The organism is Niastella yeongjuensis (genome assembly GCF_900110245.1).
GTDB classification, from domain to species: Bacteria; Bacteroidota; Bacteroidia; order Chitinophagales; family Chitinophagaceae; genus Niastella; species Niastella yeongjuensis.
The window spans coordinates 238,055-261,874 of sequence record NZ_FOCZ01000004.1 but is presented as its reverse complement, the minus strand read 5'-3'; the positions used below and the strand labels follow the sequence as shown (position 1 = coordinate 261,874).

Genomic DNA, 23,820 nt, shown 5'->3' with positions numbered 1-23,820 from the left:
GTCATTATTTAAAGAATATACGCTTACTGCTTTTGGCAGGCATCAGTGATTGCAGGGCTGCGCCTGCCTCAATGCCCAGGTCGGCTTCAATAATATCTGCGCCATCGCTTACGAGGGAACGGTATTTACCGGGCAGGTCGGCTTCAGAAATGTTCCCACTGGTAAAATCCTTGTCGATCGTTCTGGAACTTCCAATAATGCAAAGGGCGCCTTTGCTGTGTACATAATTGTAGATGTCTTTGTCTTTTGGCTGCATATGCGTTACAAATGCCACTATGTTTTCCCAGGGAACACCTGTCGCTTCCAGTTTGGCGGCAGCATCCTTGTCAGGTACCATTACTTCCATTACAATTCTATTGTCCAGTTCGTAGCAGCGTTTTACATCTTCCAGTTTATATACGATCATAATGGCATTGGCCCAGGCTTTGTGTTCCTGTATTTTCTTTACGCATATCTCTACTGGTATATCTTTTTGATCAAGCACCATGATGGTTTTGTTCTTCGCCCATTCCAGTACCTCATCCAGTGTCGGAATGGAGTAGGGGGTAACATTTCCCTGTCTGTCTTTTAACTTCAGTTGTTTTACTTCCTGCAGGGTGTGTTCGTTCAACTTACCTGTACCGGTCGATGTTCTGTCCAGGGTGGGGTCGTGCAACAATACAACGGCACTGTCCTTTGTATACCGGGGGTCGCACTCGAGTATGGACCAGGTTTTTTGAATGGTGTTTTCAAAAGTGGCAATACAGTTTTCAGGAAAGCCTTTTGCCGGGCCGCCGCGATGCGAGCTTACAAACGGTATTCTGTCAGCGGAGTAATGAAAGAACGCTTTGATGTCTTTCGGTTCTTTGACATTGATGAAGTGCGCTTTGGGTGCTGTATGAAAAGCTGTAATACCGGCTGCAGCCAGCACCAGCATAGCTATTACTGGTTTGAAATGATCTTTTAGTTGCATGCTGTTATTGTTAATGTTATTATTAGTTAGTCGTCGCCTTTATTTTTGAACTGATAAAAGTTCCACTCCTGTAAAATGGCCAGCTCACGCGAAGCCAGGTATTTGCGTGCCAGCGCCACTTCCTGCGGATGTTGTGCAGCCACATCTGTTTTCTCAGCAACATCGTCTTTCAGGTTGTATAATTCTATGGGGGCATTGGCATTGACATGTGTTCCTTTACGCACGGCCTTCCAGTCGCCAAAACGTACGGCCTGCATTCCTTTCATGGGTGCATGTATTTCCCAATACAAATAAGGATGTTCGTGCTGGTCCTTTCTGCTTAACAGGGTTGGTAAAAATGAAATGCCATCTGCTGTTTTGGGTGGTTTGGCGCTGGCCACTTCCCCAAACGTAGGCATCAGGTCCCATATGGCGGAGATGTGTTCAGACTTACTGCCCGCCTGTATTTTGCCCGGCCACCAGGCAACGAATGGCTCCCGGATACCGCCTTCGTACAACGAACCTTTTCTGCCTCTTAAATTACCGGTACAATTGAAGTAGTCGGCATTTAAACCACCGCCAACGGCTGCTCCATTGTCGCCGGTAAAGATCACCAGGGTGTTTTTATCCAGCCCCAATGCTTTAAGTTGATCGATGATCCTGCCCACGTACTCATCCAGCAAACTGATCATGGCTGCGTAGCTGGCGTTAGGCGTTCTGTTGGGAAGATAGCCACCCTTGTACGGCGTTTCCTCGAATTTCCCAAGGTAAGGCTTCACATATTCGTCGGGCACCTGCATGGCCATATGCGGAAGTATATAAGCCATGTACATAAAGAAAGGTTTGTTGCGGTTGGTACGCATGAATTTCAAAGCCTCGCCTGTCAGCGTATCACAGCTGTATACTTTTCCTTTATAGGCGTCGTATGAGGCCGGATCGTTCGGGTCCTTGTTACCCAATTGCTGATGTGAACTGAAATATTCATTGGGCAGTTTTTCCGATACTTCATTGCGCCACAAATGGGTGGGATAATAATTATGCGCCTGCTTTTGGTCGAGGTAGCCATAGAAAAAGTCGAAGCCCTGTTTCGTAGGCATGCCCGATGATCCAGGGCCTCCCAGGCCCCACTTGCCAAACACCGCAGTCGTGTAACCCGCGGATTGTAGCATGGTGCCAATGGTTGGGGTGTTGGCTGGTAAAGGCAACTGGCCATACTCTGCAGAATCTTCGAACCCACCCAGTTCATAATTATCCCTTACGATGTTATGACCGGAATGCTGCCCGGTAATAAGCGAGGCTCTGGTTGGTGCACAGATGGAATTGGCATGGAAGTCGGTCAGGATCATTCCTTCCTTTGCCATTTTATCGAGGTGGGGCGTATGTATCTTTTGCTGGCCAAAAGCGCCGATACTCGCATAGCCAAGGTCATCGGCCATAATGAATATGATGTTGGGCTTTTGCTGCGCCTGCACCAGGCCGGGCAATGCGGCCAGTACAAACAGGGTGATCAGTTTATTTTTCATTTGCATGAGCTAATAGTTATCGTTCTGTCTAAGCTTTGTATTCTGGCTTATCGCTGCCTGTGGGATCGGTTGTAAATAATTTTTCGTTGGGTCGAATTTAATGGTGCGCACCTTTACTTTATCATAGGTGAGCTGGTTACCCGATACGCTGACCTTCATCCCATAAATGGGCTGACTGAATATTTGTTCGGCTATTCTCCAGCGCATGATGTCGTAAAACCTTTTTCCTTCAAAGGCAAACTCGATCCGGCGTTCGTGGCGGATACGTTGACGCATCTGATCTACATTGAGCCCTGCAGGCAATGCAGGCTGACCGGCACGTTTACGTACTTTGTTAATGGCATCGTATACACTGGCATCGGGTCCTACTGATTCATTCTGCGCCTCGGCATAGTTCAGTAATACTTCGGCATACCGCAATACGATCACATTGGTTCCATCGAGTGTGCTGGGAGAAGAACCAATGGTAGAATCCTGTAATTTTTTGGTGAAATAACCGGTACGGCCGGCATTACCCGGTTTATTGGTGAGGTTTATTTCATTGGCATTATTGGGAACGTCGGTACGTGTATAGATTGTTTTTCCTCTCCAGGTACAACCATCATAAATGATAGAAGCATAGAAACGTTTCTCCCGGTTCAGGTATGGATGCGTTGGATCATAATCGGCAGAGGCTTCGGCCGCCGTTTTACCATCGGTAAATTCATATTCATCTACCAGGTTTTGTGTAGGGTCGCAGGAGCCCCAGCCGCCCCCTTTGGCCAGCTCTACCACGCCCCAGTATTGGTTGATGGTTTTGATCTTTATAACCGGTGCAAACTGAATATCGAAGATCACTTCTTTGTTATTCTCGTTGTTGGCATAAAACAGGCCGGCATAATCGGGAAACAGGTCGTACACTTTGCCATTGCCCATTTCGTCGATGATCTTTTTGTGGGTGGCTGCAGCAGCCTCATACTTGCCGGCATATAACTCTTCCTCACCTTTTAAAGCCAGGGCTGCTCCTTTGGTGGCACGACCAATGTTTTTACCGGTAACGGTAAGGGGCAGATCAGCATAGATCTCGTCGCACTCTTTTTGAATAAAGTCAACGCATTCAGCATAGGTATTGCGGGCATAAAAAATATCCTGTGAACCATCATTCGACAACACCCCGGTTATAAGGGGAACACCGCCGTACAGGTCCATCAGCTGCCGATAATAGTAAGCTCTCAAAAAACGACATTCGGCCAGCATTGTTTTTTTGGTATTGTCGGCAAACGGGGCCGCTGTTACCTTTTCAATAAAAAGGTTGCACTTCCTGATATTCGCATACATGTTCTTCCACTGCGCATCGAAACAGGTATTCAAAGGGCCGTAACTGCTGTTGTCGAATAAAGAAGCAGAGGCAAGCCCTGAACTGGGACCATAGGTGGTATTATCGGTGAAGTTGTCGAGCGGGTCGTTGCTGATCTCGCTGGGCAGGTTGGTAAAAACGGTGGGATAAGGACCTGCATTAAGGGAGTTGTATACATCATTGAGGAAGAAACTGGCAGATGCAGAATCTGTCCACACGGTAGCATCACTCAGTTTGTCTGTCGGAGTGATATCCAGGTCTTTTTCACTGCATGCTGTCATCAAAAAGAGGAACGACGATACTATGACGAAATGTTTCATGATTGTATTATTAAACGTACACGAATTAAAATCCTACATTCATACCAAAAGAATACACTTTTTGCTGGAAGTAATAACGGCCACGATCACTTCCTAATTCAGGATCGAGGTAGTTGAATTTGCTAAAAGTGAATAGGTTCTGTCCTGAAACAAATACCCGTACAGATCTTATTTTAAGCATCCTCATTACAGAAGCTGGCAGGGAATAACCCAATTCTGCTGTTTTCAACCGCAGGTAATTTCCACTTCTGATCCAGAAAGAAGAGGCCTGTGTGCTGTTGGTGCTTGGGTTTGATGTAAGACGGGGATATTTGGCTCCGGTATTCTCAGGTGTCCAATAGTCGGTTTGTTCCGTAAACACTTTTGCTCCGTTATAGAAAGGGAAAGCCAGTTCATTATTCAGGTACAATGAAGCTTTACCGGCACCCTGCCACAGCGTGCTTAAGTCGAAACCTTTCCAGGAAACGTTCAGGTTTAATCCATAAATGATCTGCGGGAACAGGGGTTGTCCGATCATGGTGTAATCGTTGATGTCGATCTTGCCATCAGGGCCGGTTGGTTTACCATCGGCGTCGGGTGCACCAGCCAGGTCAGCATACCTGATATCACCTGGATATACTGGTCCAAACGTTGGCTTGGGAATACCGGTTTTCAAAGTTTTGCCGTCTGCTTCAAAGTCGCTTTGCTGAAACAGGCCAAGGCCTTGTAATCCGAACTGCGCCTTATAAGGCCTGCCGGTTGTACGGGTGTTTGGATTATTATAGGTGCTGGCACTTTCGAATGTTTGTATCAGTTTGTTTCGGGCATAAGAGAAGTTGAACGCTGCATCGAGCTTAATACCGTTACTGAAACTATGTGCGGTATTCACACTCAACTCGATGCCCTTATTCTCCATGATACCGGCATTTTGTTGTGAGATGTCAATGCCATATTCAACGGGAACGACAGCATTGGGTTTGATCAGCATGTCGGTCCTTCTTTCGGAAAACACATCTATCGTAAAGCCCAGTTTTCCTTTCCAGAGTAGGGCGTCCAGACCGATGTTCGCTTTCTTTGCAGTTTCCCAGGTAATGTTGGGGTTGGCCTGTGCATTTTCATATACACCCTGTACCTGTGTTGGAGTTGTGCTTCCAAATACATAGCTGTTTCTGAGTCCATAAGACGTGAGGTACTGGAAGGGGTTACCGGCCAGGTTACCCGCTTTACCGTAAGAGGCCCTTACTTTCAGGTTATTGATCCAGTTGAATTGATCTCTGATGAAATTTTCTTCAGAAAGCACCCAGCCAACAGATGCGGCAGGGAAGAAGGCAAAGCGCTTGCCGGGAGCAAAATAGTAATGACCATTGTATCGGCCCGAAAAGCCCACCAGGTATTTATTGTTATACCCGTAGTTCACCTGGTATACATACCCAACCTGCGCACTACGCCCGGAGAAACCGTTGTTGTCGTAATCGTTTTTATTACTGCTGCCCGAAGACAGTTCATCGAGGTTTACCGAATACGCACCTCGTTTGGCAGAGAAGTTGGCCAGCGTTGCATCCTGTTTTTCATAAACAGCCAGGGCGTTCACGGCATGTTTGCCGAAGGTGCGGTCGTAAGTAATGTAGCCCTGCAATACCGTGCGTTGCAGTTGTGTAAGCCCCTGATATAAGGTAGAACCGGTAGCTGGGCCGGCAGTTTTAGGAATATACTGGTTTGTTGCATCGAGGCCATAAAAGGTTACGGGCTTTGTCCATATTTTATCAGTGGTATCGCCGCCAAACCAGGCAAAAGCACCTTTTAACGACAGGCCCTTTACAAAGGGTATCTTTTGTTCTATTGTTAGTTTGGCATTCAGGTTCTTTAAATTCTCGCGGTTGTAACCACTTTCATAGATCTGCGGCAGCAATTCATGTGCTGGTAAACCATTGGAAAACTGTAACGGAAGAATAGGAGGATACTCGGTAATGTTACTATAGATGGAAGAACCACTGGCGCCGCTGGGGTTATTGCGATTTGATAACGAACCGTTCAAATCAAAAGAAGCAATGGTGGTATTGGTTACATTGGCATCAATATTTACAGTAGCATTGTAACGCTTGAAATAGATCGGGCTCACCACACCTTCCTGGAACAAATAACCCAGATTGGCGTAAAAGCGCACTTTTTCTGCACCGCCGGTGAGCGAGAGTGAATGCCGGGTGATGGGCGAAGACGGGCTGATGATCCTTTTTACCCAATCTGTATTGGGAAAATGATCGGGATCGCTTCCATCTTTATACTTCTGTAATTGCTCTGGTGTATAGGCCGCCGGATTTCCCGAATTCAGATTGGCTTCATTTAACATACTGGCATAACCATACGCATCGAGGAACGTCGGCATATTGGCGGTTTTTTGATAGCCATAATAGCCATCGTAGTTCAGGGAGAATTTTCCTTCCTTACCTCTTTTGGTGGTTACCAGTATTACGCCATTGGCGCCTGCCAAACCATAAGGGGCCACTGCTGCTGCATCTTTCAATACGGTTATGGTCTCGATCTCATTAGGGTTAAGCTGATTGTAATCCATGGGTATGCCATTCACAATTACCAGGGGGCTGGCATTACCGGTTGTACCAATACCCCGGATGTTGATCTGGTCATTATCTTCACCGGGCGCTCCGCTTGACTGACGCGATAGTACGCCTGATACGCGCCCTCCTAAGGTATTACTGATATTCGCCACAGGCGCTTTGGTAATTGCTTCGCCTTTTACGGATGAAATGGAAGATGTAACGGCATTTCTTTTTTGCTTGCCATATCCCACAATGACCACTTCATTCAGATCACCGGCAGCAGTTTCCAATACTATGGAAAGGGTTTGTCCGTCTTTTACTTTTATTTCCTGTGAGGCAAAGCCCACAGAACTGATGATCAGTGCATGTGGCAGCTCATCGGGGAAGCGCAGGTTGAAATTGCCCTGGTCATCAGTAAGGGTGCCTAGTTGAGAGTCTTTTACTTTAACAGATACATTGGCCAGGGGCTGCCCTTTGCTGTCGGTCACTTTTCCATTGACCGTTATTACAGCAGGCAATTGTTCGGTTACCTGGCTGATCTGGTCGACCCGGTTATTGGCCTGCTCCTGGGAGATGATTACTGCTTTGTTTTCCAGAATCCTGAATTTGAGTTTGTATACAGAGAGCATTTTTTTCAATACTTCCGATAACAACTCATTCTTTACACTGAGCGTTATATGGCTGGTGGCAGGCAGGTCAAATTCGCTGTAAATGATCCGGAAGCTGCTTTTTCTTTCTATGGTAAGCAGCGCTTCGCTGATCTTTGCATCTTTAACCGTAAAGGTTATGCGGGGATCGGTTTGCGAATATCCTTTGGCTGCGGCCTGAAGGCAAAAGATCAATATCAGCGCAAGGCTTAGTTTTAGGCAAAACAATGCCCTGATACCAATTCCTGGTCTCAAATTTTTCATACCTTATGTTTAATTTTTTAGGTGCGCTTATTAATAAATTACGATAGTGTTGTTGCTGTCTTTGTATTTGAAGGAGTAAATCTGTTTTAATTCGTTCAGTGCCTGTTCTATCGTTTCATTTGAAAATATGCCGGTGAACTTATGTTGTTTAATTGATTCGTTCTGGAATGTTATGGTTACATCATACCATCTTTCCATTTTTTCGGCCAGGTCCCCGAATGTTTCATTACGAAATACCAGCATGTCATTCATCCAGGCTGTTTCGGCTATGAGGCTATCGGTTGGCGGCAGCGCGGATTTGGTTATGGTTGTAGCAGCCTTATTGTTTACGATCACTTTTTCATTTGGCTTCGATAGTACGATCGATTGGTCGCCGTTTATCAATGTTACCTCTATAGCGCCTTCTATTAAAGTAGCTTCAGTGGTTTTGTCGGTTGGATAGGCCTTTACGTTAAAGCTGGTGCCAATGTCCCGGATATCCACCTGAGGAGTATGTATAACAAACGGGTGTTGCTCATCGTGCCGCACTTCAAAAAAGCCTTCACCTGATAGCTTTACTTCACGGGTCTTTTTTTTACCGAACCCTTCTTCATAGGTGAGCGTAGAACCTGCATTCAGCCACACTTTGGACCCATCTGGCAGGGTTACATGATTTTTGGTGCCATTCGATGCTGCCAGTGTTTTGACTGTTCCTTTTGTTATACGGTCGTTCAATTTAAAATACCAGGCGCCTACACCTATAATAGTAAGCGCAGCTGCAGCTGCCGTTCCAATCATAAGTGTACGTACGATCGCCCGTCTGTTATTAATGGCGGATTCAACCATACTTTTTTCCTGCTGAAAGCGACTGATATGTTTTGCCAGCGCCTCCTCTCTTTCGGCAATAGCCTGCTGGTCTTTTTGTGCGTTCCAGTAATGACCAATCGTTTCAATCGAATACATGGCCTCGGGGAATTTTTCAAGCAGCTGATTCAATTCCTCTAACTCCTGCCCGCTTGCTTCACCAGCTGCTTTTTTTGCTATTAGTTCCCATAATCGTTTTTCTTCCATCAGCTAACACTAAGATTTAATGGTTTATCATAGTTTGGTAGTAAGACACATTATTACAATTGTTACCCTGAAAGAAAAATAACAGTTAATATTAGCTTAACATGGCGATTTAATTTTGATGGCAGCGAAGGCGTGTGGCCGAGAGTAGTTCAGGATCGGTGAGGGGCTGAATGGCGAGGTTGATCTTTTTCATGGCAATTCCCATCTGGGTTTCTACCGTTTTTACGGAAATGTCCAATACTTCTGCTACTTCCCGGTATTTTAAACCGTCTTCACGTACCAGTTTAAAAATAATGCGGCATTTCTCTGGTAACTGCTCAATGATAGCATCGATCTTTTTGGCCAGCTCGGTGGTAATGTACAATTGCTCAGGATCGGCTGTAGTACTGGGAATAGAAAGACTTGCATCATCGAGTGAGCTGGTGGATTCGCGTTTGTTTTTTCTGAGATAATTGAGGGAGTGATTGCGGATGCAGGTATACAGATATACAGTGAGGTTGCTGATGGTATCGAGTTTTTTACGGATCTGCCATAGTTGCATGAAAACATCGGAAACTATTTCTTCTGCAGCAGGCTTGTTTTTTACAAACGACAGGGAAAACTGGAACAGGGCGGTATAATAAATGCGGAATAACCTCACGTAGGCTGTTTCGTCCTCCGTAAGGGAAAGCTGTTGTTGTAATGCTTTTACTTCCTGGATATCTATCATGGTTTCCCCTGGCGATTTCGGGAACAAAGTTTATTTAATTAACGATGTGGTATATTTATAGTGTATTTACCAAATTGTTATGTCTTATCAGGATAGAACAGGATGAGTAAAACGAATTATTCAAATAATCTTGCGGGGATCGCTTATCTTACTACCGGTCCTTGAAAAGGGCCGCATCTAACGAGAATATTTATGAGTATGCATAAAATCAAGCTTGCCCTGGTACTCCTGGTTGCCATCCTTCTACACGTACATGCATTTGCGCAGGAAACATTCCCCGACGGCACACCCATACCGGATTGGTTCAGACAAAATAGTCCTACCGACATCCATAAACTGGGCAAGTCATACCGCATTACTGACTATAGCGTAAAAAACGACAGTACTATCATTCAGACACAGAGAATACAGGCTGTGATTGACAAAGCTGCAGCAGCCGGCGGTGGGGTAGTAGTTATTCCAAAAGGAACTTTTATGAGCGGGGCCCTGTTTTTTAAACAAGGCACACATCTTTACCTGGAAGAAGGCGCCAAATTGAAAGGCAGCGATGATATCAGCGATTTTCCATTGGTTATGACCCGCATGGAAGGACAAACACTCAAATATTTTGCGGCTTTGGTAAATGCGGATGGCCTGGATGGGTTCACTATTTCTGGAAAAGGGACCATCGATGGAAACGGATTGCGTTACTGGAAATCATTTTGGTTAAGACGCCAGTTCAATCCCAACTGCACCAATATGGATGAAATGCGGCCGAGGTTGTTATATGTATCGAACAGTAAGAACGTGCAGGTTTCGGGAGTGGCATGCGTGAATTCACCTTTCTGGACTACACACTGGTATAAATGTGAAAATGTAAAATTGCTCAACCTTCATATCTATTCGCCAAAAGCGCCGGTAAGGGCACCGAGTACCGATGCGGTTGATATTGATGGCTGCAAAAACTTCCTGATCAAAAATTGTTATTTGTCAGTAAACGACGATGCCGTAGCACTGAAAGGCGGCAAAGGTCCGCTTGCCGACAAAGATCCAAACAATGGAAGCAACGAGAATATTATCATCGAGGACTGTATTTATGGATTCTGTCACGGCGTATTGACGCTGGGAAGTGAGTCTATCCATGACCGCAATATCATCCTGCGCCGGTTAAAAGTAAACAATGCCGAGCGGTTGCTCTGGCTTAAAATGCGGCCAGATACTCCACAGGATTATGAATATGTTCTGGTAGAAGATATTGAAGGCAGTGACATCGGTAATTTCCTGTTTGTACGCCCATGGACCCAGTTCTTCGATCTGAAAGGCGAAAAAGCGTCAAGGGATTCTTATAGCCGCAACATTACCATGCGCAATATCAAACTGGATTGTGACAACTTCTTTAATGTAGGCGTTGCCGAAAATCGTGGGAATGCAAATGCGTTCAACTATAAATTATCTGACTTCACATTCGAGAACCTCACTATCAAAGCAAAAAATAATTTGAAGATAGACACCTCGATAATACCCAACTTCAAGCTGAAAAATGTTACAGTAAACGGGGAAAAATTATACTAAGGTTGGTGGGCCACCTTCAATTACCGGGCAATTGTCGAATCGGTTCTACAATTCTTGTACCACAGGCTGGCAAAGGAATTGATGCAATAAGGGTATTAACTTTTAATTTATGAAAAACATCCTTTTTGCATTAATAATCGTATTAGCAGTTTCTGGTGCCTGTAATCCACCACAAAAGGCTACAGAACCAACTGCCGACAGTACGGCCACTAAAAGCACTACAACTGATACCAGCATGTCAACACAAAAAGATACCAGTGGCTCTATGCAAAGAGACACCAGTATGCATAACTAATTATAGTTCCCCTTCCCATTCACCGTAAAACTGTTTCAGATAACTTTCCATAAAGGCATGTCGCTGCAAAGCCATTTGCTTTCCGGTTGAAGTATTCATTCTATCCTTCAATAGCAATAGCTTTTCATAAAAGTGAGCGATGGTAGGCGCATTGTTGTGCTTGTATTCCTCCTTGCTCATGTTTAGGTTGGGAGACACCGCAGGATCGTGCAGCAGCCGGTTTTTAAATCCGCCATAATTAAATGCCCGGGCAATACCAATGGCGCCAATGGCATCGAGCCGGTCGGCATCCTGAACAATATCGAGTTCCTTTGATTTAAAAGGTTGCTGGTGATTGCCCCCTTTGAAAGAAATATGGGTAATGATATTTTCTACGTGCTGTATAACAGGCTCCACTACCTGCAGCGACTGCAACCATTCCCTGGCCAAACGCGGTCCAATGGTTTCATCCCCATTATGGAATTTTGAATCGGCTATATCGTGCAGCAGGGCACCCAGCGCTACTACCAGTTCATCGGCTTTTTCAGCAGCGGCTATATGCCGGGCTGTTTTCCATACGCGGTGAATATGCCACCAGTCATGCCCGCCTTCAGCATTAGCCAATTGGTTCTTTACATGTGCTATCGTTTGATCTATTATCTCCTGATTGTTCATACCTGCGAATGTACGGAAGATCAGGAAAGCCAGTTTAAAGTTTTAAGTTGAAAGTTTTAAGTTCGTAGGTTTTAAGTTGCCGCGTCACAGCCATTGCCCATTGCCTTTCACCACTGCCTACTGCCTTTTCTCTCTGCCCTCTGCCCTCTGCCTTCTGCCCTTCTCCCTACTTCAACAAATAAATCGTAGTGATTACCATCATGGCATCATCCAGTCCAAAACGCAACTCCCGCAGCGACCGGCTCATTTTCTTCTCTACTGTTTTAACGGAAATGTTCTTTTGTTCGGCGATCTGTTTATAGGTGAGGCCGCTGTCGCGGTGCAGGCGGAAAATCTCCTGTTCATCGGGTGATAAGGCGTTTATCAATTGCTGGTATAAGGTTTCCAGTTCCTTGAACAGTACGGGATCTTCAAACAAGATATCCCGGGTGATGAGGGCCAGTCGGTTAAAGAAATCCTGGTCGGTTTTTTCGGCCCTGATGGCTTTAAAAACCTGGAAGCGTACAGCCTGGTGCAAATACGGTTGTAATGCTTCTATCTGAATGTCGTTCCTGCGTTTCCATAAGGCAATGAATACTTCCTGTACGGCATCCTGTGCGGTGGCTTTTACCTGTAGTATATTGTGGGCTGAAAAATACAAATGCTTCCAATACCGATTGTATATTTCGGCAAAGGCAAACTCATCGTTTTGAGAGAGCATTCTCAGTAACTCATTGTCAGTATGCGTAGGATAATGTTGCACGTATTACCCGAAAGTTAAGACAAAATTAACCTACGTGGTAGTGTTCAGAACAGAAAACTGCCAAAAAGATATTTATATTAACTATTTTGTATAAGTGTTGCGGATATGTAGGTCATTTAAAAAGAGAAAGGAGTAAAAGAGACCTTCTTCAAACTCTTTTACTCCTTAACTCTTTGCTTCAGGGAAGCCGGGGATAGACATCAGCATCGAATAAGAGAGACCTTCTTCAAACCCTTTTATTCTTTTGCACCCGGCTTTCACAGAAGCTTCTTCCCGTTGTTGTATACGGGAGGTTCAATAGAAATCTGCAGATGGACAAAAAAGAACTCCCCTTAAGGTCTTTTCGTCCGTTTTACTCCTGGCGATCGATAGGTTGCAATGTTCTCAACCGCCGGAGTGTTGCTATCGCTCAAAATTTTACTACTATTTTTCTTTAACCCGTCTGCTGAACACCCGCCAGGCTTCAACAAACAAGGCCAGCTGAAATATTAACCTGTCAACTTGTTAACCCTGTCTACTCTATCAACCCTACTGCACATCCCACCACAATCTCGTTCCGCCATTATCAGGTCCCTTCAGTGTTTTGAGGGCCCTTTCCACACCTTTGGGATTGGTTAAATATTCATCGGGTGGTATGTTGATACGACGGACAAACACTGTAGTAGAGATCTTACCACCGCTGTTGTTGATCACCACCGGGAACAGTTTAGGATAACCTGTTCTGCGGAACTCGCTCCAGGCTTCCTGTCCATCAGGGAATATACAGATCCATTTCTGCGTAATGATCCTTTCCAGTTTCTTCTCAAAAGAATCACCATCATCCCATTTAATGGTAATCGTGCTCAGCCAGGGATCGCCGGCCTTCACATCGTTTTGACCGGGAGTAACTGACTTGGGATCAATATAAGGTGCCGGGGTGCTCACCGCGTCGTTGATATAGGAGGTGGCATTTGCATTCAAATTGTATTGATCAAATGAAGTGCTGATGCCAGATTCATAATTGTCTTTGGCACTACCGGCGCCATTCCATCCGCGGGCGGCGGCCTCCGCTTTCAGGAACCAGGCTTCGGCGGCGGTCATCAATTGTAATTTACTGGGAAGGGTTACAAGACCTGAATATTTCTGGTAACGGGTTTTGGCGTCGATGTCGATACCATTGCGAATACCTTTGAACTCTTTAAGCACCATCGAATCTTCAGCCGGTAAAAAGTATTTGGGCAGACGGGGATCGTTATATCCTTTAAGGATCGATTCCATGGGAGCGCCCATGCGAATATCCTCCCAGGCACCGCTGATGGTGTTCAACGGGTGAATGGTTGCGCCGATGTTCACACTGAAATTGTCATCGGCTTTGCTTAATAAACCATCGGCAATAGCCAGCGCCGCTTCGCCTTCTGTTTTTGCTTTGGCGGCATCCGCTTTCACAATACGTAAGGCGAGGCGCAAACGCAATGAATTGCCAAACTGTAGCCATTTTTCATAACTGCCACCATATACCATGTCGGCATTGGTGAAAGTAGGCGTAGACTTCTTCGCGCGAAGCGGGGTCAATATGGTAATGGCTTCGTTCAGGTCTTTAAAGAAATTATTATAAGCTTCCTGTTGAGAGTCGTAATCGTAACCCCCATCTTCAGACCGGATTTTGTACTTCGAGTACATGATGGGGCCGAAAATGTCACTCACCCGGTGCATAGCTTCTACCTGCAATATCTTGGACATGGCATACAGGTCGGGCGCAGCTGTTTTGGTGATCTGTTGTACATTCCACAACGGGGCCATTACGCTGGCTTCCGGACTGCTGTATGCCGGGTTCAGGGCATACAGGTTCCAGCCATCGACCAGGTCGTAGTTGGTGTTGTTGCTGTTGCCGCTGAATGGGGTAGGTGTCATCATGTAACCGCCGAATACATCGCCCATCAGGTTTTGCTGTAGCTGGGTAACCCAGGCTGGCTGATACACATAGATGGAGCGTTGCGCTTCTTTCAACTGACCTACTACCAGTCCGTAATCGGGCAACAGGTCATCGTTGCTGGCACCATAAGGATTCTTGTTAAAGTCCTCGAAGTTTTTGGTGCAACCGCTTACCGCAAGGGATGCTGCAGCTGCTATAGAAAGAATATATTTATTTAAGTTGTTCATTTTTGTGCTTTTAAGTTTGTTGTTTCAGGTTCCAGGTTGCAGGTTTCAGGGTTTTTGCTCTTGAAACAGATTTTCCCTGTAACCTGTAACTTGTAACTGTTTCTTTACTCAGCAATGACAAAGCCTTACTAGAATGAGCATCGGAAACTCAATCCCATGCTGCGGGTAGAAGGCATGGAGAACACATCGATGCCCTGTAACCCGTTACCAGTACTCATGCTTAACTCAGGATCGTAAGGCGCTTCTTTTTTAATAAAGAAAAGATTGCGTGCTACCAGTGAAAGGCGCATATCCTTTATAATACTTGACTTTGAGGGCAGTTTGTAACCCACTGATAGTTCACGCAATCTGATGTTGGTGGCATCGTACATATAATATTCAGATATTCCTGCACGACCACCTACCGTAGTATAGAAAGCTTCTGCAGGTATAGCGCCACTCCATTTGGAACCATTCAGCATGGTAGCTGGAATGTGAACGCCGCCGTTGTTACGGGCATCCGCTGTTACTTTCGATACGCCGTACTCATCCAGTACCGCCTGGGTAATGCTCATCACTTTACCTCCAAAGCGGCCATCAATAAGCGCCGATATAACAAAGTTCTTATACTCAAGGGTGTTGTTCCAGCCGGCGAGGAAATTGGGGTTGGGGTTACCCACAAAACCAAAGCCGCTCGATTGTGGTTTTCCTTTATCATCCACTACAATGGAGCCATCGGCTGCCCGTTGAAATTTCATGCCGTAAATGTCGCCATAAGAACCGCCTTCGCGAATACGGAGCGAATAGCTGTTTACCCCGGCCAGCGTAAGCTCATACGTGCCGCCCAGCTCAGGTAACAACTGTATTATTTTGTTGCGGTTGCGGGTAAAGTTTACACTGGTGTTCCACTTTACATTTCCTTTGCTCATCACATCATAACCTATTACCGCCTCGATACCCTTGTTCTCGATGTTACCGGCATTTACAAAGAAACGGGCGAAGCCGCTGCCTCTTGGTGCACTGAAATCGAAATACTGGTTACGGGTATTGGTCTGGTACCAGGTAAAGTCGAAGCTTAACCGGTTGTTCAGGAATTTCCACTCGGTACCTATTTCAAAAGAACGGGCATCTTCCGGTTTCAGGTAAGTACCCATATAAGGACTTTCCTGAACTGTTTGCACACTGCCCGATCTGATGGTATTGGTAGGGTTGGTAGAGAACGGCTCTACGTCGTTACCCACTTTTGCAAATGAGAAGCGCACTTTACTATAGTTGATGAATTGCGGCATTTGCACCAGCTCACTGATGATGGTGTTGATACCGGCCGAGAAATACGGGTAACCGCTTTTTGCTTTAGGCGTGTAAGCCAGTGTTGATGACCAGTCGTTACGCGCGGTTAGATCCAGATATACCTTTTGGTCATAATCGAATGTACCGGTGGCAAAGATCGATTGAACCTGGCGGCGCAAACCGGTTGGTTGTACCATCAGGGCCGGGTTCAGGTTTAGGTTGCCTAAGGTGAATATATTGGCATAAGCCAGGTCACTGCCTTTTGAATCGATGTAGGTACGGTCTTGTTTCTGATCGTTGATGCTGGTACCGGCATTGAAGTTGAATCCGATCTTGTCGGTAACCGGAACATTGCCCGAAAGAATTACATCACCATATAACAACGTGCGGGTCAGTTGATCGTAGGTATAACGGCCATTGTAGTCGGCCAGCACGATCTGTGTAGAGGCATTGGCGCGCAATTCGTAATTGTCGTAATTGCGGTTCAGGCTGCCACGGGCCTGTACGTTCAACCATTTGGTAATGGGATACTTCAGCGTTAACGAGGCAAACAGGTTGTCTTTTTTACCCAGGTTTACATCCCGGTTCAACACCCAGTATGGGTTTTGCTGGTTATCGGCACCACCCACGTTATTATCGGGATCTATATTCCACCAGCTTTGCAGGTTCATGATGCGGACGGGTGAGAATTTTTCATAATTGTTCTTATACTGGTCGAAGTTCAGCCCCCGGGGGAACAGGTACAAACCGGTAAGCGGGTTGTAATACAAACCTGATGCAGGCCGGTTGTTTGTTTTCTGTGTGCTGAAAATGATATTCGCGTCTACGTTCAGCTTATCGTTAAAGAATTTGGATGTTTGACGAAAGTTGAATGTATGTTGTTTGAATTCGTTAGTAGGCAGAATACCGGTGTTGTTGGTATTGGAGTAAGAGAAATAGGTTTGTGCTTTTTCATTACCTGCGGTGAAAGCAATGGTATTGATAAAGGTTTTACCGGTTTTAAAGAAGTCCTTCACATGATCGGGGTTTGAACCGGCAGGGCCCCAACTGTAAATATTGTCTTTATTGGTTTGGTTGAAACTGTATTGCAGGTCGGGTGTGTACATAGGGCGTTCCACCGTGAGGGCGGTAGAGAAGTCGACTTTGGCCATACCGGCGCGGCCTTTTTTTGTGGTGATCATGATCACCCCGTTAGCCGCCTGGCTACCGTACAGGGCAGCCGCTGAGGCGCCTTTTAACACGGTAAGGCTTTCAATATCTTCCGGGTTCAGGGAACTGAGTACATCGCCCGCATCGCGGCCTGGTGTGTTCACGCCACCACTTTCACCCCACAGGTTAATGGGTTGTGCTGTGGAGAAGTTAGTAAGCGGTACCCCGTCAATTACATATAACGGCTGGTTTTCACGCGTTGATTTTTGTCCGCGCAGGATCACCCGAACAGAACCACCTGCACCCGATGAGCTGGGGTTGATCTGTAACCCCGCCACTTTACCATTCAGGCTGTTGATGGGGTTCATGTTCTTTACCGTTGTCAGTTCGGCGTTATTGACTTTTGTAGTGCTGTAGGTCAAACTTTTTTGGCGGCGTTGAATACCCAGGGCGGTTACAACCAGTTCTCCCAGTTGTTGTGAGTTTACGGCAAGCGTAATGTTCAATGATTTTATATCGGTCAGGGTTATTTGCCGGGTAGCATAGCCAATGTTTGTAATGATGAGCACATCGCCTTTGTCGGCATCGATGGTGAATTCTCCTTCAGCGTTGGTGCTGGTACCTTTTTTTGTTCCTTTTACCTGAACGTTGGCGCCGGAGATGGGTTCGCCTTTATCGTTCACAATCTTTCCTTTGATGGGCACGGGTAGGGGCGGTGGGGTATTGAGATCGCCTTTTATTTCTATGGCAGAACGTTTCCGGATCACCACCGTATTCCCCTGTACATTATAGTCGAAAGGAGCACCGGTGAGGCACTGTTGCAGCACGTCTTTTATAGAGGCGTTCTTTACGTTTATGGATACGGGATCTAACCCTTCAAACAAGTTTTCACAGTACACGATTGACACGCCTGTTTGCCTCGATACCGCCTTGAACACCTTTTGTACCGGTACGTTCTTTAGCGACAAGGTTACAGTCTGCCCACTGGTATGGGCAACTGCGTGCAAGCATGTAATGAATAACAGCAACGTTGTTAACTTCATGACCTTAAGCAGTTTGTGCATTTCCTGGCTGGCATACCAGGAGATTAACCCGTTCGTATATCTACGTAAACGGATTATAGCAGTTATTTGCATAACTTTGTTTGGTTTGGTGATTGAATAAATAATTCCTCAACAGTCTTGTTTATTATTACTGAACACCGCCGTTTCGTCTGGCCACGAAGCGGCAATTTTTTTTACAAAGCTTGTCAAATGTTCTCTGCTCGCAACTACAATTGGCAATAAGCTTCCGGAAGTGCAATGACTGCAGTATATATGCCTGATAGTTGTTGATTGATGCACTGTTCTCTCAATTGTTAAAACCCCTTGCAACCCCTCCCGATGAATCGGGATTCACACAACCTTCTGCCTACTGCCAAATTGTAATGCTTGTTCGTCGTCCTTAGTGACCGGGTATCTACATCAGTTCTTTTATTTAACTACTACCAATGTTTTATTTTCCAGCCTATAATGAACACCATAAGTCTCCAACATCTTAAGAATGTTGGAAAGATTTAGGTTACGACTTATACGGCCGCCGTATGTTTCGTTATTTGTTTTTACTTCATAACGCACGTCAACATCGTACCAGCGGCTTATTTGGCGCATAATGGTTTTTATATCTGTATTGTCAAACTCAAACCAGCCATTCTTCCAGGCCATTACCTGGTCGATGTCTGCTGTCTGAACTGTGATGGGTTGGGATTGTTGGGATGACAGGGAGACGATGGACTGTTCACCTGGTTTAAGAATTACGACTTGCTCTTTGCCCTCTGCCTTCTGCCCTCTACCCACTTTCACTTTCCCTTCTAACAGCGTCGTCTTTGTCGTTTCTTCATCTTTATAGGCATTCACATTAAAGTGCGTGCCTAATACTTCTATATCCTGGGTGTTGGTTTTTACATGAAAAGGCATTTTTTGCCCTGAGCGAAGCCGAAGGGTAGCAATCTCAAAATAGCCTTCTCCATCCAGTTCCACTTCCCGCTTGTTGCCTGTGAAAGCGGTGGGAAAGCGCAGGGAGCTGGCCGAGTTCAACCATACTTTTGAACCGTCTGCCAGAATCAGCTGATACTGATTCCCTCTTGCTGTAGTGATGGTATTGTATACTACGGGTGCCTGTTCGTTTTTGTCGCCTGCCTTGGCGTAAGAAACCTGTCCGTTCAAATTGATTACGGTTGCGCCACCCTGTTTGGAGATGGTGCCGCTGGCAGAATCGAGTATGATGGTGCGTCCGTCAGCCAGCGTTAGTGTGGCAGCATCTTTTCCCGGAGGCAGGTCATGCGCTTTGGTCTTCGCTGTTTCGCTTTTGCCGGGTTGGGCTGCGTGATCTTTAAATAACCAGAAATAACTACCAGCGCCGATCGCTATCAACAATACCGCTGCCGCTGCTGCCAGGCCATGGTTTTTTCTTCTGAAGGGAACAACCATTGTGTTCCGCTCTTCCATGCCGGCCGTTATATTTTTATACATCGCCTGTCTTAGGGCGATCTCTTCTTCCGTCGATAGTTCAGTGGTGCCGGCCTTTTCCAGCCGGCGGTAATATTCTTCTATCAATGTTTTTTCCGCAGAACTGGCGGTGCCATCCTGGTACTTATCCAACATCCTGAGAAATGCTTGCTTATCCATACTATTTATATATGTACCCAAATGTTAGGGCCACCCTACGGTATGTGGATAAACTTTTTGAAAAAAATTATAACTCACTCAAACTCAGGGTTGAACTAAAATAACAATTTTCTGAGCCATGCACGTTACCGGCACTCCTGGCCCCTATACTACCTTTGTTATATGAATACATTACAAGAGAAGAACAAATCGGTAGTCACCCGTTTCAATAAAGAATTCATTGAACAGGGAAACATACAGGCATTTGAAGAAATTGTAGCAGTTGATTTTGTGAACCGGAGCGCGGCCACGTTGCATATTCCCGCGGGGCGGGAAGGGATCAAAGATTATATCGTTGAGGTGTTGCACAAAGCATTGACTGATGTAAAGGTGGAGATCTTTGACCAGATCGCTGAAGGAGATACGGTAGTAACCCGCAAAGCGATCTCCGGCATTCAGGTCGGGGACTTCTTAAACAATCCGCCCACCCATCAACGAATTACCATGCATTGTATCGACATCGTAAAGTTGAAGGATGGGCAGTATATAGAGCATTGGAGGTATGGGCAGGTGGTTGGGTAGTTAACAAGTTACCACGTTGATAGGGTTAACAAGTTGACACGTTAACAAGTTAACAAGTTGACACGTTAACAACTTGACACGTTAACAAGTTGATAGGGTTGACGGAGTTGATTGAGTTGTTGAGGTTGACGGCGGTCGACGAGCGTAGGAGGGTTTTCTACCCCTACTGCCCACTGCCTACTGCCTACTGCCTACTGCCTTTTCCTATTGCCCATTGCCTTTTCTCTCTGCCCTCTGCCCTTTGCCTTCTGCCCTTCTTCTCATTCCGCAAACTGCACCGAATAAATCATCGGCAAATAATTATTGATCACCTGCCAGTGCTCGCCCCGATCGGGTGAAAAGAAGAGGTTGCCGGTGGTAGTGCCGAATACAACGGCGTTGCTGTCATTTACCAGGGCATGGCGGTAAACGATGTCAAAGCAACTTTCCTGGGGTAAACCATTGCGAAGTTGCTTCCAGGTTTTGCCACCATCATCGGTTCTGCAAATAACCAGGGCGCTCTGAATGGCCGTGCGGTTTACATCGCTGTCGGCGGGTGCTACCCAGGCCTGGTCGGGATTGTCGCCGGCAACGGCAAGGGCAAAACCAAAACGGGCCGGACCATCAGCCTCGCTTACATCGATCCAGTTTTTCCCTGCATCGGTACTACGGAAAATGCCGCAGTGATTTTGTTGCCACAGCATATCGGGGTTGCTGGGGGCCGCCACAACAATATGAGGGTCGAAGCCTGTTTCTACCGTAGGATCGGGGAGGAAATCGGCGTTCATCCCTTTATTGCGGATGGCCCAGCTTTTACCGGCATCGGTGGTCTCAAACACGCCGGCACAGCTGATGCCTATATGAATATGATCTTCATTACGCGGGTCAACAACAATGGAATGAATACCGGGCAGGTCGCGGCCGCCGCCAAACCAGCCTTCTTTACGCGTAGGGTGCTGCCATAACGATTCAACCAGTTGAAAGCTGTTGCCTTCATCTTCACTCACAAATAACCCACCGGGATCAGTACCTATCCATAACCGGGAGGTGTAGTTTTTTCCGCCATGTGCCATCGCCCATAAATACCGGGTGGTGGCCGGCATGCCGTCTTTCACTTCTTCCCCTTCGGGATAGGCAGGGGCGGTCACTTCTTCCCAGCTTTTGCCCCGGTCTTTGGAACGTTGCAGTTTAACGCCCCAATGGCCATGGTCCTGGCAGGCCCACCACGTGCCATTGCGCGGGTCGGCATAAGCGATAGAAATGGGCACGCCTTCAAAAGAGCAGCTTTCCATTGTCCACTTCCCGTTTTGAAAGCGATAGGCAATTAACCCTTTCCGTGTTCCCAATAAAAGTGTTGATTTCATTTGGCAAATATTGAATGTTGAAAAACTGTTGAAGTATTTCTGCTACCCGCCCGACAGGGCCTGCATAATATAGATCTCACTGTTTTCCAGGAACGGATCAGTTAATTTAGTGCGATCTTTGATCATAACGCCGTCGATAAAGATATTCACGTGCTGCCGCAGCCGGCCCTGGTCATCCAGCACATATTTGGTAACCCCGGGATGCCTGGCCTCAATTTCCTGCAAAATAGCCGATATGGTCTTCCCATCGACTTTTGTATCAGCCAGTTTGGGAAAGAACCGTTTCAACGCATATGTAAATTTTACTAAAACCATAATATAGCTGTAAGCTTTAAGCGGTAAGCCGTAAGCAATACATTTCAGCGGTGCGCATTATACCTGGAACTCTGAATTTTAAACTTAAAACTTTCAACTTTTGGCTGTTCCCCATTCCTCATTGTATTTTCCTACTGCCCACTGCCTACTGCCTTTCTTCTCTGCCCTCTGCCCTTCTAAAGCTAAGCTAATCAATTCCTGAGTTTCAACGAACTATAGAATCTAAAAGAAGATAAACCGGGAAATGAATGGGCCGAAGCTGGATTTTGAGGGAATAAATCGCTTACTTACACACATATATATTATCCAAATGTCAGTCACGTGCATTTTGTTGCTAAATTACAGGGCTCATGACCCGGACACCCTTGGATTCACACAGCGCACAGGAAGATAAGTCGCTGATCGTTGCCATACGGTCAGGGGACTATGATGCTTTTACCCTTCTCTACAATAAATACATCCAGCCTTTAACGCAATACGGATTGAAATTCATTGCCGACCTGCCGGCAGTGGAAGATTGTTTGCACGACGTGTTCGTGTGGCTATGGACCAACCGGCATAAACTCGATATGCATACGTCTGTAAAAAGCTACTTGTTCAAGGCCGTACGTACCACCATGTTACATTGGTTGCAAAAACAAAACCGGTTGCGCGAACTGAACCCGTCAGATGAAACCGGGTATCCATTCGAACTGCAACTGACCCCTGAAACATTAGTTCTGGAAAATGAAAACCAGCGACAGTTACGGCAACACATAGAAAGCGTGTTGAACGTCCTTACTGCCAAACAAAAAGAAGTGATCTACCTGCGTTATTATGAAGGACTGAACTTTGAAGACATCGCCCGCAACATGCACCTTTCGGTAAAAGCCTGTTATAAGCTGATGGGCCGCGCCATTTCCATCCTGCGCGAAAAAGTTCCCGGCCCCCTGATGCTGTTGATCATCTTATTATTCCTCACTGCCTGAAAAATTGTAAAATAAAATTGTGTAGTTAAATAGCTACGCTTATATTTGTAGTCAAATAGCTACATAATGAATCTGCGCAGAGACGTTTTTCAGGCAATAGCCGATCCAACCAGGAGAGCCATATTATTATTAGTGGCTTCTCAGTCGATGACCGCCGGCGCCATTGCGTCGAATTTCGATACGGCCCGACCCACCGTTTCAAAACACCTGCAAATACTCACTGAATGTGAGTTGCTGGAACAAACGCAAAACGGCCGGGAGGTTTACTATCACTTCAACCCCAATAAAATGAAAGAGGTGGCCGATTTCATTGAGCCATTCCGCAAAATGTGGGACGACCGTTTTAACAAGATTGAAGACATCATGAAAAAATACAAAAGCAAATAACATGGAACGCAAAACAAAGATCGATGCCGAAAACGGCAGACAGGAACTGGAGATCACCCGCGAATTTGACCTGCCCCTTGAATTGCTTTTTAAAGCGTACATAGAACCCGAGATCATCGAACAATGGATGGGCACAAAAGTGCTGAAGTTCGATTGTCAAAAACATGGCAGCTATCAGCTGGAAACCACCGATCCCAAAGGAAACAAACACGGGTTCAATGGCGTGATACATGAATTTGTGCCGAACAAAAAGATCTCCCGCACTTTTGAAATGGAGAACACCCCCTTTGGTATTCAGCTGGAGATCTATGAGTTTGAAGAACTAACGGAAGAAACCAGCAGGCTTAAAATGCATGTGATCTATGAGTCGGTTGAACAACGCGACCAGGTGCTTAAACTGCCATTTGCAATGGGCATAAACATGGCACATAACCGGATTGAAGAAATTGTTCGTCAATTAAAATAAC

General features: G+C 46.0%; 19 protein-coding genes. 6 read left to right on the top strand and 13 right to left on the bottom strand.

Annotation, left to right across the window (positions count from 1 at the left end; translation table 11 throughout):
* Positions 1-4: 4 nt before the first annotated feature.
* The 6 genes from BMX95_RS12485 to BMX95_RS12460 form a co-directional block, all read right to left on the bottom strand.
* The gene (locus BMX95_RS12485; RefSeq protein WP_081204878.1) at positions 5-952 is read right to left on the bottom strand and encodes a glycerophosphodiester phosphodiesterase family protein; all 948 of its coding nucleotides are present in this window, start codon (positions 950-952) and stop codon (positions 5-7) included.
* Between the two features lie 26 nt (positions 953-978).
* The gene (locus tag BMX95_RS12480; RefSeq protein WP_081204879.1) at positions 979-2,460 is read right to left on the bottom strand and encodes an arylsulfatase; all 1,482 of its coding nucleotides are present in this window, start codon (positions 2,458-2,460) and stop codon (positions 979-981) included.
* A gap of 3 nt (positions 2,461-2,463) precedes the next feature.
* Positions 2,464-4,110, bottom strand: coding sequence for a RagB/SusD family nutrient uptake outer membrane protein (locus BMX95_RS12475; RefSeq protein WP_081204880.1), 1,647 nt, complete (start codon positions 4,108-4,110; stop codon positions 2,464-2,466).
* Between the two features lie 25 nt (positions 4,111-4,135).
* Complete coding sequence (locus tag BMX95_RS12470) at positions 4,136-7,555, bottom strand: SusC/RagA family TonB-linked outer membrane protein (protein ID WP_081204881.1); 3,420 nt, start codon at positions 7,553-7,555, stop codon at positions 4,136-4,138.
* A 30-nt stretch (positions 7,556-7,585) separates the two neighbouring features.
* Positions 7,586-8,605 (bottom strand): FecR family protein, encoded by a 1,020-nt coding sequence (locus BMX95_RS12465; RefSeq protein ID WP_081204882.1) that lies wholly within the window; start codon positions 8,603-8,605, stop codon positions 7,586-7,588.
* Positions 8,606-8,714: 109 nt separating this feature from the next.
* The gene (locus BMX95_RS12460) at positions 8,715-9,314 is read right to left on the bottom strand and encodes an RNA polymerase sigma-70 factor (protein WP_081204883.1); all 600 of its coding nucleotides are present in this window, start codon (positions 9,312-9,314) and stop codon (positions 8,715-8,717) included.
* 192 nt (positions 9,315-9,506) lie between these two features.
* On the opposite strand from BMX95_RS12460, the gene BMX95_RS12455 reads away from it, so the two are divergent.
* Together BMX95_RS12455 and BMX95_RS12450 are read left to right on the top strand one after the other, a co-directional pair.
* Positions 9,507-10,865, top strand: coding sequence for a rhamnogalacturonidase (locus BMX95_RS12455; RefSeq protein ID WP_081204884.1), 1,359 nt, complete (start codon positions 9,507-9,509; stop codon positions 10,863-10,865).
* Between the two features lie 109 nt (positions 10,866-10,974).
* Complete coding sequence (locus tag BMX95_RS12450; RefSeq protein WP_081204885.1) at positions 10,975-11,160, top strand: hypothetical protein; 186 nt, start codon at positions 10,975-10,977, stop codon at positions 11,158-11,160.
* Here the strand turns inward: BMX95_RS12450 and BMX95_RS12445 are convergent, their stop codons facing one another.
* From BMX95_RS12445 to BMX95_RS12425, 5 genes are all read right to left on the bottom strand, one after another.
* Entirely contained in the window at positions 11,161-11,814 is a 654-nt protein-coding gene (locus BMX95_RS12445) for an HD domain-containing protein (protein ID WP_081204886.1), read from the bottom strand.
* A gap of 166 nt (positions 11,815-11,980) precedes the next feature.
* Positions 11,981-12,556, bottom strand: coding sequence for an RNA polymerase sigma factor (locus tag BMX95_RS12440; RefSeq protein WP_133054102.1), 576 nt, complete (start codon positions 12,554-12,556; stop codon positions 11,981-11,983).
* Between the two features lie 528 nt (positions 12,557-13,084).
* On the bottom strand, positions 13,085-14,695 hold the full coding sequence (locus tag BMX95_RS12435) for a SusD/RagB family nutrient-binding outer membrane lipoprotein (RefSeq protein WP_081204888.1): 1,611 nt from the start codon (positions 14,693-14,695) through the stop codon (positions 13,085-13,087).
* Positions 14,696-14,823: 128 nt separating this feature from the next.
* Positions 14,824-18,156: a SusC/RagA family TonB-linked outer membrane protein gene (locus BMX95_RS12430; protein WP_165759132.1), complete on the bottom strand. Its 3,333-nt coding sequence runs from the start codon at positions 18,154-18,156 to the stop codon at positions 14,824-14,826.
* A 429-nt stretch (positions 18,157-18,585) separates the two neighbouring features.
* Positions 18,586-19,779, bottom strand: coding sequence for a FecR family protein (locus tag BMX95_RS12425; RefSeq protein ID WP_081204890.1), 1,194 nt, complete (start codon positions 19,777-19,779; stop codon positions 18,586-18,588).
* A 162-nt stretch (positions 19,780-19,941) separates the two neighbouring features.
* Here BMX95_RS12425 and BMX95_RS12420 point away from each other — a divergent pair, with 162 nt between their 5' ends.
* On the top strand, positions 19,942-20,340 hold the full coding sequence (locus BMX95_RS12420) for an ester cyclase (RefSeq protein WP_081204891.1): 399 nt from the start codon (positions 19,942-19,944) through the stop codon (positions 20,338-20,340).
* Between the two features lie 260 nt (positions 20,341-20,600).
* Here the strand turns inward: BMX95_RS12420 and BMX95_RS12415 are convergent, their stop codons facing one another.
* Together BMX95_RS12415 and BMX95_RS12410 are read right to left on the bottom strand one after the other, a co-directional pair.
* The gene (locus BMX95_RS12415) at positions 20,601-21,683 is read right to left on the bottom strand and encodes a WD40/YVTN/BNR-like repeat-containing protein (RefSeq protein WP_081204892.1); all 1,083 of its coding nucleotides are present in this window, start codon (positions 21,681-21,683) and stop codon (positions 20,601-20,603) included.
* A gap of 42 nt (positions 21,684-21,725) precedes the next feature.
* Positions 21,726-21,998, bottom strand: a complete 273-nt coding sequence (locus BMX95_RS12410; protein WP_081204893.1) for a MoaD/ThiS family protein — start codon at positions 21,996-21,998, stop codon at positions 21,726-21,728.
* A 350-nt stretch (positions 21,999-22,348) separates the two neighbouring features.
* Here BMX95_RS12410 and BMX95_RS12405 point away from each other — a divergent pair, with 350 nt between their 5' ends.
* From BMX95_RS12405 to BMX95_RS12395, 3 genes are all read left to right on the top strand, one after another.
* The gene (locus tag BMX95_RS12405; RefSeq protein ID WP_081204894.1) at positions 22,349-22,966 is read left to right on the top strand and encodes an RNA polymerase sigma factor; all 618 of its coding nucleotides are present in this window, start codon (positions 22,349-22,351) and stop codon (positions 22,964-22,966) included.
* 66 nt (positions 22,967-23,032) lie between these two features.
* Positions 23,033-23,353, top strand: coding sequence for an ArsR/SmtB family transcription factor (locus tag BMX95_RS12400; RefSeq protein WP_081204895.1), 321 nt, complete (start codon positions 23,033-23,035; stop codon positions 23,351-23,353).
* A gap of 1 nt (position 23,354) precedes the next feature.
* Complete coding sequence (locus tag BMX95_RS12395; RefSeq protein ID WP_081204896.1) at positions 23,355-23,819, top strand: SRPBCC family protein; 465 nt, start codon at positions 23,355-23,357, stop codon at positions 23,817-23,819.
* Position 23,820: the final 1 nt, after the last annotated feature.

Bases quoted from the DNA above. Each gene is read 5' to 3' on its own strand.
- BMX95_RS12395 (WP_081204896.1), top strand. From the start codon at position 23,355: ATGGAACGCAAAACAAAGATCGATGCCGAAAACGGCAGACAGGAACTG.
- BMX95_RS12410 (WP_081204893.1), bottom strand. From the start codon at position 21,998: ATGGTTTTAGTAAAATTTACATATGCGTTGAAACGGTTCTTTCCCAAA.
- BMX95_RS12430 (WP_165759132.1), bottom strand. From the start codon at position 18,156: ATGAAGTTAACAACGTTGCTGTTATTCATTACATGCTTGCACGCAGTT.
- BMX95_RS12445 (WP_081204886.1), bottom strand. From the start codon at position 11,814: ATGAACAATCAGGAGATAATAGATCAAACGATAGCACATGTAAAGAAC.
- BMX95_RS12480 (WP_081204879.1), bottom strand. From the start codon at position 2,460: ATGCAAATGAAAAATAAACTGATCACCCTGTTTGTACTGGCCGCATTG.
- BMX95_RS12485 (WP_081204878.1), bottom strand. From the start codon at position 952: ATGCAACTAAAAGATCATTTCAAACCAGTAATAGCTATGCTGGTGCTG.
- BMX95_RS12475 (WP_081204880.1), bottom strand. From the start codon at position 4,110: ATGAAACATTTCGTCATAGTATCGTCGTTCCTCTTTTTGATGACAGCA.
- BMX95_RS12460 (WP_081204883.1), bottom strand. From the start codon at position 9,314: ATGATAGATATCCAGGAAGTAAAAGCATTACAACAACAGCTTTCCCTT.
- BMX95_RS12420 (WP_081204891.1), top strand. From the start codon at position 19,942: ATGAATACATTACAAGAGAAGAACAAATCGGTAGTCACCCGTTTCAAT.
- BMX95_RS12400 (WP_081204895.1), top strand. From the start codon at position 23,033: ATGAATCTGCGCAGAGACGTTTTTCAGGCAATAGCCGATCCAACCAGG.
- BMX95_RS12470 (WP_081204881.1), bottom strand. From the start codon at position 7,555: ATGAAAAATTTGAGACCAGGAATTGGTATCAGGGCATTGTTTTGCCTA.
- BMX95_RS12455 (WP_081204884.1), top strand. From the start codon at position 9,507: ATGAGTATGCATAAAATCAAGCTTGCCCTGGTACTCCTGGTTGCCATC.
- BMX95_RS12465 (WP_081204882.1), bottom strand. From the start codon at position 8,605: ATGGAAGAAAAACGATTATGGGAACTAATAGCAAAAAAAGCAGCTGGT.
- BMX95_RS12450 (WP_081204885.1), top strand. From the start codon at position 10,975: ATGAAAAACATCCTTTTTGCATTAATAATCGTATTAGCAGTTTCTGGT.
- BMX95_RS12405 (WP_081204894.1), top strand. From the start codon at position 22,349: ATGACCCGGACACCCTTGGATTCACACAGCGCACAGGAAGATAAGTCG.
- BMX95_RS12425 (WP_081204890.1), bottom strand. From the start codon at position 19,779: ATGGATAAGCAAGCATTTCTCAGGATGTTGGATAAGTACCAGGATGGC.
- BMX95_RS12415 (WP_081204892.1), bottom strand. From the start codon at position 21,683: ATGAAATCAACACTTTTATTGGGAACACGGAAAGGGTTAATTGCCTAT.
- BMX95_RS12435 (WP_081204888.1), bottom strand. From the start codon at position 14,695: ATGAACAACTTAAATAAATATATTCTTTCTATAGCAGCTGCAGCATCC.